Genomic DNA, 13,019 nt, shown 5'->3' with positions numbered 1-13,019 from the left:
CAGTCATTGGGTCCTACTGCCGATGGAGTACGAAACGCCCCTTGTCCTCCCCAGGGTGGGCGACACCACGAGCCCATCCACTGGTGGTAACCCCTAGGGGGCTTGGTACTACTGCTCTTCGTGGACCTCGACCCCCAGCTCACCGCGCTCGACGCCCTCGGCGGATTCTTCGTACTACGCGTCGGCGTACCGCCGCGCGGCCCCCTGCCCACCCTCGCGGACGCCTGCGCGGAACCGCGATTCCGGGGGCCCGAGGAGGTTTACGCGGATCCGATGACTTTTCGTGTCCGAAAGGTCGCGAAGAGTATCCGGGCACCGGAGTCGCGGGTGGCGGCGTCGGTGGCGCAGCAGGGTCTCGCGGCCCGGTTCTGGTCGGTCGCGCTCGGTGCCGCCGCGCTCTGCGGACAGTTCCCCGACCTCGATCCGGAGCTGCTGCGCTGGGACCCGGACGCCGGTGTCCCGGACGACCTGTGGCTCTCCGAGGTCCGGGCCCGGCCGGTGGAGGATCTCGACGCCGTCGTGCGCGGCGGACTCCTCGTCCCGCTGAGCGCGGCCCTGCGCTCACGCCACCGCGTCTCACCGGCCCTGTTGTGGGGCAACGCGGGCTCCGCCCTGGCCGGAGCGGTACGCGGACTGGACCGCTGGGCGCTGACCCACGGACGCCCGGACGTGGGGGAGCGGGCCAGGACGCTGGCCGGCCGGCTCTTCGACCGTCCCGACCTCTCCGGCACCCTCGATCCGAGGACGCTCCGCCGCCGCAGCTGCTGCCTCTACTACCGGGTGCCCGGCGGCGGAGTCTGCGGCGACTGCTGCTTCCACCGGCCGCCCCGGTCCGCCCCCGGCCGGACCTGACGGGGCTTCCCGCGGGCTCCGCGTACCGGTCCCGCGGGCTCCGCGCATCGGTCCTGTGGTCTTCCGTATCGCGTTCAACTGAGTGACCATGAGGGGCACCGGCCGGCTACGACGGGGGTGCTGTGTGCGCGTGGGACTGCTGACCAGGGAGTACCCGCCGGACGTTTACGGCGGTGCGGGTGTCCATGTCGAGTTCCTCGCGAGGGAGCTGCGCGCGCTCACCGACCTGGACGTGCACTGCTGGGGCGAGGGCGCCGCCGGCGGGGTCGTCCGGCACCGGCCCTGGCCCGTCCTCGACGGCGCCAACGACGCCCTGCGCACCTTCTCCGTGGACCTCTCCATCGCCGCCGCCCTCGAGGGCCGCGAACTCGTCCACTCGCACACCTGGTACGCCAACCTCGCCGGGCACCTCGCGAAGCTCCTGCACGGCATCCCGCACGTCGTGACCGCCCACTCCCTCGAACCGCTGCGCCCCTGGAAGGCGGAGCAGCTCGGCGGAGGCTACGCCCTCTCCGGCTGGGCCGAGCGCACCGCCGTCGAGGCCGCGGACGCCGTGATCGCCGTCTCCGGCGCCATGCGCGAGGACATCCTGGGCTGCTATCCCGGCCTGGACCCGGCCCGGGTGCACGTCGTGCACAACGGCATCGACACCGCCCTCTACCGGCCCGACGACGGCACCGACGTGCTGGAGCGGCTCGGCCTGGACACCGCGCGCCCGTACGTCCTGTTCGTCGGCCGCATCACCCGGCAGAAGGGTGTGCCCCATCTCCTGCGCGCGGTACGGGACATCGACCCGGCGACGCAGGTGGTGCTGTGCGCGGGCGCCCCCGACACCCCTGAGATCGACCGGGAGTTCCGCGAGCTGTACCAGGAGCTGAGCGGTGTGCGCGACGGCGTGCACTGGATCCCGCAGATGCTGCCCCGCCCGGACGTCATCCAACTCCTCACCCACGCAGCCGTGTTCGTCTGCCCCTCGGTGTACGAGCCGCTCGGCATCGTCAACCTGGAGGCGATGGCCTGCGGTACGGCGGTGGTCGCCTCGCGCGTGGGCGGCATCCCCGAGGTGGTCGAGGACGGCGAGACGGGTCTGCTCGTGCCGCTCGGGGACGACTTCGAGGCGGGGCTGACGCGGGCCCTGGACTCCGTGCTCGCCGACCCCGGCACGGCCCGCCGCATGGGCGAGGCCGGACGGCGGCGCGCGGTGGGGGAGTTCGGCTGGGACGCGGTGGCCCGAAGGACCGTCCGGCTGTACGAGGAAGTCCTCAAGGCGGGGTAGGCGTCGGTCGGGCGGGAAACCGGGGTAGGCATCGGGCAGGCGGACTTCACAGGCATGGGCGGGCCCGGACAGCCGGGCGCGGCCCGACCGGGCGTAGAGGGGCGGCGGCATGCGGCGCGGAGGACCTTCGGTGCTGGGCATAGTCCTGGCGGGCGGGGAGGGAAAGCGGCTGATGCCGCTCACGGCGGACCGGGCGAAACCGGCGGTGACCTTCGGCGGCACGTACCGCCTCGTGGACTTCGTCCTGTCCAATCTCGTCAACGCCGACATCCTGCGCGTATGCGTGCTCACGCAGTACAAGTCGCACTCGCTGGACCGGCACATCACCACCACCTGGCGGATGTCGAGCCTGCTCGGCAACTATGTGACCCCGGTTCCGGCCCAGCAGCGGCTCGGGCCCCGCTGGTACCTGGGCAGTGCGGACGCGATCCTCCAGTCGCTGAACCTCGTCCACGACGAACAGCCCGAGTACGTCGCGGTGTTCGGCGCCGACCACGTCTACCGGATGGACCCCCGGCAGATGCTCGCGCAGCACATCGAGAGCGGCGCGGGGGTGACGGTGGCCGGGATACGCGTGCCGCGGTCCGAGTCGTCGTCCTTCGGCGTCATCAGCCCCGGCTCCGACGGCCAGAGCGTGCGGGGCTTCCTGGAGAAGCCCGCCGACCCGCCGGGCCTCGCGGACGACCCGGAGTGCGTCTTCGCCTCGATGGGCAACTACATCTTCACCACCAAGGCGCTGATCGAGGCGCTGCTGCGGGACTCCGAGGACGAGAACTCCGTGCACGACATGGGGGGTTCGATCCTGCCCGCGCTCACCGAACGCGGTGAGGCCCAGCTGTACGACTTCAGCGACAACCACGTGCCCGGCGAGACCACCCGCGACCAGGGCTACTGGCGTGACGTGGGGACCCTCGACGCCTACTACGACGCCCACATGGACCTGATCGCCGAGCGTCCCGCCTTCAACCTGTTCAACCGCAGCTGGCCCGTCTACACCAGCTCCGGGCAGTTGTCGCCCGCGCGCTTCAACTCCGGGGGCATCGCGAGCGAGTCCATCATCAGCGCGGGATGCCTGATCCGGGGGCAGGTGACACGGTCGGTCCTGTCGCCGGGGGTGGTCGTCGATCCGGGAGCGGTGGTGCAGGGGTCGATCCTGCACGACAACGTGAAGATAGGGCGCGGTGCCGTGGTGCGCGGCGCGGTGCTCGACAAGAACGTCGAGGTGCCTCCGGGAGCGACGATCGGTGTCAATCCGGAGCGCGACTCCGACCTCTACACGGTCTCCAAGGGGGGCGTGATCGCGCTGGGCAAGGGCCAGCACGTGCCCTGACCGACGGGGTGGGCGGTCGACGGCCTCGGACACCGGCCCCTCGGGCCGGCGTTCCGGGGTCGTTCGTCATGACCCTGGACAGCGGGGCGGGACGCGTGTTGTCATGCCAACTGCCGCGGATGACAACGTTGTTCCCTCCTGACAACGATGTCATCCGCGAGCACCACCCGCGTCACCGCTGCCGTCCGCCCGTACGGAAGGAGAGCCCGGCCGGTGGTCCGCACGACGGTCCCGGACGTGCCGCACCCGCACGCGACGCGTCCCGCGAGATCCCCGCCGGTTGCCCGGAAAGCCGGCCGCCCGACCCGACCATGCATGAGGACAACGATGTCGATCCCCCACCGGAGGTCTCCCGCATGAGATGGACCCGGCGCCTGCGCCTGTGCACGGCCGGCCTGGTGACAGCCTCCGCGCTGTTCGCCCTGCCCACCGCACAGGCCGCCGAGCCGCGCGACGGACGGCTCACCGATCTGGTGAACCCGTTCATCGGAACGGAGAACGAGGGCAACACCTATCCCGGCGCCGCCGTGCCCTTCGGCATGGTGCAGTTCTCGCCGGACACGGGCCACAACACGGGGTACGACCACTCCCAGAACCACATCCGCGGCTTCTCGCTGGTCCATCTGTCGGGCGTCGGCTGCGGCCTCGGCGGCGACCTGCCCGTCCTGCCCACGACCGGGGACGTCACCGGGACGGACTACGCCCGGTACGCGGCCGAGTTCGGCCACGACACCGAGGAGGCGCGTCCCGGCTTCTACAAGGTCGGCCTGAAGTCCGGGATCGAGGCCGAACTGACGGCCACCGCGCGCACCGGCGTGCAGCGCTACACCTTCCCGGCCACCGACAAGGCCAACGTGCTGCTGAACGCGGGCCAGTCGCTGCACAGGACCGTCTCCACCGAGGTCGAGATCCTCGACGACCGGACGGTCCGGACGGCGATCACCGGCAGCGGCTTCTGCCAGGGCACCGAGCCGTACACCGTGTACACGGTCACCCGGTTCGACCGGCCGTTCACCACCTCGGGCACCTGGAACGGCGACACCGTCACCGAGGGGTCCAAGGAGACGGCCGGCACCACCGGGCGCACCGGCGCCTTCCTCCGCTTCGACACCACCGAGGACCGCACGGTCGAGGCGACCACCGCCCTGTCCTACGTGGACGCCCGCGGCGCGGCCGTCAACCTCCGCTCCGAGGGCGGCCGTTCCTTCGATGCGGTCCGCGCCGCCGCCCAGCGCGCGTGGGAGGCCCGGCTGGACGACGTGCGCGTGCGGGGCGGCGCCGACACCCTGCGCCGGACGTTCTACTCGTCGCTCTACCGTTCCTTCCTCGCGCCCAACATCGGCAGTGACGCCGACGGCCGCTACACCGGCTGGGACCGGCGGATCCACCGCGCCGAGGGCTTCACGTACTACCAGAACTGGTCGCTGTGGGACACCTACCGCACCCAGTCGCAACTGCTGTCCCTGCTCGCGCCGCGCGAGGCGCGCGACATGGCGGTCTCCGTCATCAGGATCGACGAGGAGAGCGGCTGGCTGCCCAAGTGGGGTTACGGCACGGCCGAGACGAACATCATGACCGGCGACCCGGTCACCCCGTTCCTCACGAACGCCTACCAGCAGGGCCTGCTCAAGGGGTACGAGGAACGGGCCTACCGGGCGCTGCGGAAGAACGCCGACGGGGTGCCGCCCGCCGACTCGCCCGCCGTGGGCCGCGAGGCCAACCGGGAGTACATCGCGAACGGCTTCGCGCCCTATGTGAAGGGCCGTCCGCACGCGAAGCCCGGCGACTCCGACTACGACCACGGCGCGTCCGCGACGCTGGAGTACGCCCTGTCCGACGCCGTGCTCGGCGAGATGGCCAAGGACCTGGGCCACGCGGACGACGCCGCGCGCTATCTGGCGCGGTCCCAGAACTACCGCGCGATCCACGACCCCTCGACCGGGTTCTTCCGCGCCCGGGACGCCTCCGGGGCCTTCACCGGGCCCGCGGACCCCGCGCAGAGCGAGGGCTTCCACGAGGGCACGTCCTGGCAGTACCAGTGGCTCGTGCCGCAGGACCTGCCCGGCATGGTGGACCTGATCGGCGGGAAGCAGGCGGCGAACGACCGGCTCGACGCGTTCTTCGCGTACGACCGGCTGCTGAAGGACCCGGCGAAGACCGCCCGCGAGGTGTGGGTCAACGGCCCGTACGCCTACTACAACGCGGACAAGTACAACCCGCAGAACGAGCCCGACCTCATCGCCCCGTACACCTACCTGTCCACCGGCCAGCCGTGGAAGACGACCGACGTCGTGCACGCGGCGCTGACCCTGTTCACGGACGCGCCGACCGGCATGACCGGCAACGACGACCTCGGCACGATGTCCGCCTGGAACGTCCTGTCCTCGATCGGGATCTTCCCGGTGCAGCCCGGCTTCGACACCTGGGGCCTGTCCACACCCGTGTTCGAGCGGGTCGACCTCACGCTCGACCGGCGCTACTACCCGCTGGGTGCCCTGACGGTGAAGGCACCCGGCACGTCGGACACCGACCGGTACGTCCAGTCGGCCCGTGTGGACGGATCGTCGTACAGTCGTACGTACCTGACGACCGGCACCTTGCGGGGTGTCCGCACCCTCGGGTTCACGGTTGGCCCGGAGCCGTCCGAGTGGGGAACATCGGCCTCGGCCGCGCCCCCGGTGCTGAAGTGATGCCCGGCGTGTCCTGAGCTGACGGAGTCCCGTCCCTCTCCGGGGGGACGGGACTTAATCCGCTGTTAACTGTGTGTAACTTGCTCGTACTTGACCGTAATCACCGGTCCGGGTTTGACTGCAAGTCCACCCGTCGTCGACGCGAGAGCAAGCCTTTGACTTCCGACCTCCTCGCACCACTCGACCTGGCGTTCTGGAACATCGAGTCCGACCGGCATCCGATGCACCTGGGCGCCCTCGGCGTCTTCGCCGCGCACTCGCCCACCGCCGGCGCCCACGCCGCGGACCTCCTCGCGGCCCGCGCCGCCGCCGTCCCCGGACTGCGGATGCGTATCCGTGACGTGTGGCAGCCGCTCGCGCCCCTCGCCTTCGGCGGTGCGGCCCGCGAGCCCGCACCCGGCTTCGAGCCGCTGGACCACGTCCTGCTGCACGCGCCCACCGCCGACTTCCACTCCGAGGCCGGCCGGCTGATGGAGCGCCCCCTGGAACGCGGCCGGCCGCCGTGGGAGGCGCACGTGCTGCCCGGCGAGGACGGCGTGTCCTTCGCGGTCCTCTTCAAGTTCCACCACGCGCTCGCCGACGGGCTCAGGGCGCTGATGCTGGCCGCCGCCATCATGGACCCGATGGACCTGCCGGAGCCCCGCCCGCGTCCGGCGGAGCTGCCCCGGGGCCTCTTCCCGGACGTCCGGAAGCTGCCGGGACTGGTCCGCGGCACCCTCTCCGACGTCGGCCGGGCCCTCGACATCGGCACCTCGGTGGCGCGCGCCACACTCGGCGTGCGGTCCTCACCCGCCCTCACCTCCGAGCCGACCGGCACCCGGCGCACCGCCGGTGTGGTCATCGACCTCGACGAGGTGCACATCGTCCGCAAGACGGTCGGCGGCACCGTCAACGACGTCCTGATCGCCGTCGTCGCGGGCGCCCTGCGCCGCTGGCTCGACGAACGCGGCGACGGCAGCGAGGGAGTCTCCCCGCGGGCCCTGATCCCCGTCTCCCGGCGCCGCCCGCGGACCGCGCACCCGCAGGGCAACCGGCTCTCCGGGTACCTGATACGGCTTCCCGTCGACGATCCCGACCCGCTCGCCCGGCTGGCCGCCGTGCGGACGGCGATGGACCGCAACAAGGACGCGGGACCCAACAGGGGGGCGGGCGCCGTGGCGCTGCTCGCCGACCACGTCCCCCCGCTCGGGCACCGGCTCGGCGGTCCGGTCGTGGGACAGGCCGCCCGGCTGCTGTTCGACATCCTCGTCACCAGCGTGCCGCTGCCCAGCCTCGGCCTGAAACTCGGCGGCTGCCCGCTCACGGAGGTCTACCCGTTCGCCCCGCTGGCCCGGGGCCAGGCCCTCGCGGTGGCCGTCTCGACCTACCGGGGCAAGGTCCACTACGGGCTGGTGGCCGACGCCGAGGCCGTTCCCGACCTCGATCTGCTGGCCCGTTCCCTGAGCGAGGAGGTACGCGAGCTGATCACTGCCTGCACGTCATGATCACCACGGGTTTGGTGCCGCGCGCGATTGGTCCGTAAAATTCCGCCTTCGAAAGCGAGCGCGGTTCGAACGCGGCGCACAACCCGAGGAACGGCAGCAGCGATGACGGTGACAGAGGACGGCCGGGCGACCCCCGCCGTGGACACGACAGAAACCGCGGACGTCGCGTTCGGTCCCGGAATCGACCCCGAGCGGCTCGCGGTCTGCCTCGGCGTGCTCGACGAACTCGACAAGCTCGACGTCGACCACCCCGACGCCATCGCCGTGCGCCGCGCCACCGCGGGCGTCTACCGCACCGTGAAGCAGCGCCGCCGCCAGGAGCGGCGTGCCGCCAAGACGGCCCACGACAAGATGGTCACGGAGTCCACCGCGACCGGCTCCGCCCAGCGCATCGACGACGAGACCGAGGGCATCCTGCCCTCGTCGGTGACGGAGGAGGGCCAGATCGCGGGGATACTCCAGCGCCCGCGCTCCTGCTACACCTGCAAGACCCGCTACGTCGAGGTCGACTACTTCTACCACCAGCTCTGCCAGGACTGCGCCGCCCTGAACCGTTCGCGCCGCGACGCCCGCACCGACCTCACCGGCAAGCGCGCCCTGCTCACCGGGGGCCGCGCCAAGATCGGTATGTACATCGCCCTGCGGCTGCTGCGTGACGGTGCCCACACCACCGTCACCACCCGTTTCCCGAGCGACGCGATTCGCCGCTTCAAGGCCATGGACGACTCGGCGGACTGGATACACCGCCTCGAGGTCGTCGGCATGGACCTGCGCGACCCGGCCCAGGCCGTGGCCCTGGCCGACCGGATCGCCGAGCAGGGTCCGCTCGACATCCTGATCAACAACGCGACGCAGACCGTGCGCCGGCTGCCCTCCGCCTACGCCGCGCTCGTCGAGGGCGAGAGCGCCCCGCTGCCGGCCGGTGAGCTGCCCGTCCGCCACGTCATCGGCGCCTTCAACTCCGGCGCGGTCGACGGACTGGCCGCGCTGCCCGTCGGCGTCTCGGGCCTCGACGCGCAGAAGGTCGCCGACCTCGCGCTGGTCGCCGGCAACGCGAGTGTCGTCCGTCACCGTGAAGGCACCGCCATCGACGCGGGCGGACTGGTGCCGGACGTCGTCGACACCAACACCTGGGTGCAGACCATCGACCAGATCTCCCCGGTGGAGCTGCTGGAGACCCAGCTGTGCAACTACACGGCGCCGTTCATCCTGATCAGCAAGCTGCGGCCGCTGATGGCCGAGGCCGCGAGCCGGGCGCCCAAGGGGCGTGCGTACATCGTCAACGTCTCGGCGATGGAGGGGGTGTTCGGCCGCGGCTACAAGGGCGCCGGCCACCCGAACACCAACGCGGCGAAGGCCGCCATGAACATGGTGACCCGCACCAGCGGTCAGGAGATGTTCCAGACCGACGGCATCCTGATGACCTCGGTCGACACCGGCTGGATCACCGACGAGCGTCCGCACTACGACAAGCTGCGGCTGGCCGACGAGGGTTTCCACGCCCCGCTCGACCTGATCGACGGCGCGGCCCGCGTGTACGACCCGATCGTCCGCGGCGAACTCGGCGAGGACCTGTACGGCGTCTTCCTCAAGGACTACGCGCCCGGCAAGTGGTGAACGGAGCGGCACCGGGACCCGGTGCCGCCGAGGGCGCGGACCCCGGCCCGCCGGAGCCCGCGCCCTCACCCGTCGTCCGCGCCCGTAGCCTCACCCGTCGGGTGTCCGTGTCCGCAGCCGCTCCTGGACGGAGTGGGCGGGGGAGCCCTCGTACGCGGCTCTCACCCGGGTCCCCCCGTCGACCAGCAGGTCGGCGCCGGTGATCCACTCGGCCGCGTCGGAGGCCAGCCAGGTCACGGCGCGGGCGATGTCCTCGGGCCGCCCGATGCGGCCGAGCGGGAGGCCCGCGCCCAGCTCGTCCTCGGCCCGCTCCCACACGAAGCGGGCCATCTCGGTGCGGACGAGGCCCGGGGAGACCGAGTTGACCCGTACCTTCGGGGCCAGCTCTCCGGCCAGCTGCCGGGTCAGGTGGAGCAGGGCGGCCTTGCTGGTGCCGTACGCCCCGACCCGCGGGCCGACGTGAGCGGCGCCCTCCGTGCAGACGTTCACGACGGTCCCGCCGTGCTCGCCCATCCAGGCCCGCCACGCACACTGCGTCAGCCGTAGCGGCGCCTCGACGTTGACGGCGAACGCCTCGCGCCAGCGGTCCGGGTCGGCGTCCATGAGGGGGCCGTAGGGCTGGTTGGTGGCCGCGTTGTTGACCACGATGTCGAGCGACCCGAACGTGCGGAGCGTCAGTGCGGTCAGCTCCGCCAGGTGTGCCGCGTCGGCGACGGAGCCCGCGAGCCCGATGCCGCCGACCCGCTCCGCGGCCCGCCGCACCCCTTCCGGCTCCCGCGCGCTCACGCACACCCGCGCCCCGGCTCCGGCGAGCGCCTCGGCGACGGCGAGACCGATCCCCCGCGTGGCCCCGGTGACGATCGCGGCCCTGCCCTCTAGCCCGTACGGCGACATCATCCGCGTACCGTCTCATGACGGACCGTCAGATCACAGGCCCCGGCGCCGATCGTCCCCGTCCGACGGCGAGGCGGGCGCGGGGGTCTCCTCGGTTCGCGGAGCCGGGGGGCGCACGTGCCGCGCGCGGCGTCTCTGTCGTGACCGGCCGGACGGTCTCCCGCGGTGCAGGCCCGCGGGCGCCGTCAGTCCGCGGTGCCGAGACGCGCGGAGTGCCGGGCCGCCAGCTCCAGCGCCGCGCGCCAGTCCTCCATGACCCCGGTGTCCGGGCCGGCGGCCCTGGCCGCGTCGTCCGCCTGCCGCAGGGTCACCGCGTCCTCGGCCGGCGGGTCGCGCTCGAAGACGGGCGCCTCGCGCGGTGTCGTCGCGGCACCCCGTGCCGCCGGCGCGAGCGCGCTCCGCGGCGACGGGCTCCGGTGATCCTCCGGCGTGGTGGCGGGATGGCGTTCCGCCGCCCCGTGCGGGCGTGCGGCAGATCCATCGGCTCCTCGACGCCGCGCGGCTCCGTGCGTCAGTCCTCCCGCGAGAAAAGCCGTTGTGGACGTCGGCGGAGCACGGCCTCCTCGCGAACCGGCCGACGGGACCTGAACCGCGTGCCGTATCCGATGCCGTCCGGTGCGACGGCCCTCGGCCGGCGGTGACTTCATCCGCGGCCGCGACCGGCCTGGATGTCCTGGCCCAGGGGCGGTATTGAGCCGAATGGGTGGTCGCGAAGAGGGCATCATGTTTCAAATCACCGCAGATCGGGGCCTGATGGGTCCTGGATGACGCATGACGGTTACCTCAAGTTTTCAGCCCCATCGAGCAGGGGCCTGCTCATTTGGTTACCCTGTAGCCGACGGGCAGCCTCAACGGGTTCACCCACACCCACGGTCCGTCCCGGGACAAGCCGGTCATCACGGCCTGCTCTCATCAGAGTTACCGGCGCCACCGCGTCCCTAACTGCTTCCACTCAGACCCGAGCGGGCGTCAGGCGACCGGCGCGCGCCGGGCCGAAGCGTCCCGAGGGTGACCCGACACATAAGGAGTGCGCGGTGACACCAGAAACGACGAATCGCGATCAGGGCCCCGACGACACGGAGCGCCCCGGGGGTGGGACCGACATCAAGCTCGGCAGCCTGGCCGTGTGGGCCAGGTCCGCCCCGATCCGCCTCGCGGGCTACGAGGACGACCTCGCCGAGCCCCACATCCTGCCCAGCGTCGACTGACCGACGCCGGGATCCATCGCGATCGCCGACGACACGGGCGTGCCGGACCGGTCCCGTGCCGATCAGAGGAACCGCGGCCGACCGTCGGCCGCGGTTCTGGCCTTTCCGGCCCCGGATCCGCCCCGCCCGGGGCCCGCGCCGCGTCGGCACCGCCCGTCCCTCTCGGGCCGCGCCCCGGCTCCGGCCCCCGGGACGTCGTCCGCGCCGCGCTTCAACCCAGGGGTGCCGTACGCCGCCACGGGTGCAGCACTTCCAACTGCCCGGCCACATCCAGCAGAGCCTCCTCGGAACCGGGCGCGCCGACGAGCTGGACGGCGCACGGAGCGCCGTTCGGCAGTGTCCCGAACGGGACCGACATCGCGGGCCAGCCGGTGAGGTTCCACGGCGGAGTCATCGGCGAGTAGCTGGTGTTGGCCAGGAGGTTGCGCGCCCAGCCCCGCTTGTGCCAGTCGGCCGAGGCCGGACCCCGCCGGGCGAGCGCCGGGGTGAGCAGCACGTCGTGCTCCGCGAAGAACGGCGCGAGGCGGCCGCGCAGTTGCTCGCGGCGATCCCCTCTGCGCACCCCGGTCACGAAGCGGCGGCCGACGGTGGCGTGCACCCGGGTGCGCCGGGCCAGCCGGCGCGGATCGAGATCCTCGGCGTCCACCGCGGTGCCCGCCGTCCAGTGCGCGAGCGAGGTCGTGCCCAGCCAGAGCGGGTACGGCGGGTTCGCGGACCGCACCCGGTGGCCGGCCTCGGCGAGAAGGGCGGCGGCCTCCCGGGCGGCGCGCGTGTACGGACCGGAGACCCGCACGCCGGCCAGCGGGCTGCGTACCGAGAAGGCGATCCTGCGGGTGACGGGCTCCGAGACGGGCGCCGGCTCGAGGTCCGCGAGGAGGTGGAACATCAGGCGGGCGTCCTCCACCGTCGTGGCGAGCGGGCCGTTCTCCGACATGCCGAACCAGTCGCCGTGACCGATCCCTGCGGGCACCACGCCGTGCCCCGGCTTCAGTCCGACCAGACCGCAGTTGGCCGCGGGGATGCGCAGCGACCCCATCCCGTCGTTGCCGAGCGCGATCGGCGCCATCCCGGCCGCGACCGCCGCCGCGCTGCCGCCCGAGGAACCGCCCGCCGTGCGCGACAGGTCCCAGGGGTTGCGGGCCGTGCCGAACACCCCCTCCGTGGTGCCGAAGACGCAGAGCTCGGGCACGTTCGTCAGTCCGACCACGACGGCGCCGGCCGCGCGCAACCGGGCCACGGTGACATGGTCCTCGTCCGCGGGCGTGTCCGGAGTCGCGGCGGAACCGTTGCGCGTCGCCTCCCCGCGCACCCCGAGGTTGTCCTTGACCGCCAAGGGCACGCCCGCCAGCGGGAGCCGGCCCAGGTCCGCGCTCGTCAGCGCGTCGGCCTCGGCGAGGGCGGCCGCGGCGCGGACCGTCCGGAAGGCGCCGACACGACCGTCGAGCCGTTCGATCCGCGCGAGGTGTTCGGCGACCACCTCACGGGGGGTGACCCTCTTCTCGCGTACGGCTGCGGCGATCTCGGTGGCGGTCCGGCCGACCCAGGTGGTCACGGGCGCTCCTCACTGCTGGCGTACTGGCGAGTAGTCACGGGAGCACTCTGCCCGGAGGTGGGGCACCGCGTCGAGACCGGCCGACCCCGGAGATTCGGCCGTGTTCCCCTCGCGCC

At 72.5% G+C, this 13,019-nt stretch carries 10 protein-coding genes; 7 read left to right on the top strand and 3 right to left on the bottom strand.

Translation table 11 applies throughout. The features are described from left to right. Positions 1–102: 102 nt before the first annotated feature. The 6 genes from ACFYW7_RS09655 to ACFYW7_RS09630 all read left to right on the top strand — a co-directional run bounded on the left by ACFYW7_RS09655 (position 103) and on the right by ACFYW7_RS09630 (position 9,249). Positions 103–852, top strand: a complete 750-nt coding sequence (locus ACFYW7_RS09655; protein WP_389499881.1) for a (2Fe-2S)-binding protein — start codon at positions 103–105, stop codon at positions 850–852. A gap of 124 nt (positions 853–976) precedes the next feature. Continuing rightward, positions 977–2,128 (top strand): glycogen synthase, encoded by a 1,152-nt coding sequence (gene glgA / locus ACFYW7_RS09650; RefSeq protein ID WP_389499879.1) that lies wholly within the window; start codon positions 977–979, stop codon positions 2,126–2,128. A 109-nt stretch (positions 2,129–2,237) separates the two neighbouring features. Beyond that, positions 2,238–3,458: a glucose-1-phosphate adenylyltransferase gene (gene glgC, locus ACFYW7_RS09645; protein WP_389499877.1), complete on the top strand. Its 1,221-nt coding sequence runs from the start codon at positions 2,238–2,240 to the stop codon at positions 3,456–3,458. Positions 3,459–3,814: 356 nt separating this feature from the next. Further along, positions 3,815–6,148, top strand: coding sequence for a GH92 family glycosyl hydrolase (locus tag ACFYW7_RS09640; protein WP_389499875.1), 2,334 nt, complete (start codon positions 3,815–3,817; stop codon positions 6,146–6,148). Positions 6,149–6,303: 155 nt separating this feature from the next. Further along, entirely contained in the window at positions 6,304–7,632 is a 1,329-nt protein-coding gene (locus tag ACFYW7_RS09635) for a wax ester/triacylglycerol synthase family O-acyltransferase (RefSeq protein WP_389499873.1), read from the top strand. Positions 7,633–7,734: 102 nt separating this feature from the next. Next, a complete protein-coding gene (locus ACFYW7_RS09630) occupies positions 7,735–9,249 on the top strand; it encodes an SDR family NAD(P)-dependent oxidoreductase (protein WP_389499871.1) in 1,515 nt (504 codons plus the stop codon). A 90-nt stretch (positions 9,250–9,339) separates the two neighbouring features. Here the strand turns inward: ACFYW7_RS09630 and ACFYW7_RS09625 are convergent, their stop codons facing one another. Further along, on the bottom strand, positions 9,340–10,146 hold the full coding sequence (locus tag ACFYW7_RS09625; RefSeq protein ID WP_389499869.1) for an SDR family oxidoreductase: 807 nt from the start codon (positions 10,144–10,146) through the stop codon (positions 9,340–9,342). Positions 10,147–10,328: 182 nt separating this feature from the next. After that, the gene (locus ACFYW7_RS09620; RefSeq protein ID WP_389499867.1) at positions 10,329–10,454 is read right to left on the bottom strand and encodes a hypothetical protein; all 126 of its coding nucleotides are present in this window, start codon (positions 10,452–10,454) and stop codon (positions 10,329–10,331) included. A 723-nt stretch (positions 10,455–11,177) separates the two neighbouring features. Here ACFYW7_RS09620 and ACFYW7_RS09615 point away from each other — a divergent pair. Beyond that, the gene (locus tag ACFYW7_RS09615) at positions 11,178–11,351 is read left to right on the top strand and encodes a hypothetical protein (RefSeq protein ID WP_389499864.1); all 174 of its coding nucleotides are present in this window, start codon (positions 11,178–11,180) and stop codon (positions 11,349–11,351) included. A gap of 211 nt (positions 11,352–11,562) precedes the next feature. On the opposite strand, the gene ACFYW7_RS09610 is transcribed toward ACFYW7_RS09615, so the two are convergent. Continuing rightward, a complete protein-coding gene (locus ACFYW7_RS09610; protein WP_389499862.1) occupies positions 11,563–12,903 on the bottom strand; it encodes an amidase in 1,341 nt (446 codons plus the stop codon). Between the last annotated feature and the right edge of the window lie 116 nt (positions 12,904–13,019).

Source organism: Streptomyces sp. NPDC002580 (assembly GCF_042889485.1).
In the GTDB taxonomy this organism is placed as follows: Bacteria; Actinomycetota; Actinomycetes; order Streptomycetales; family Streptomycetaceae; genus Streptomyces.
This window is presented reverse-complemented; position numbering and strand designations above follow the sequence as displayed.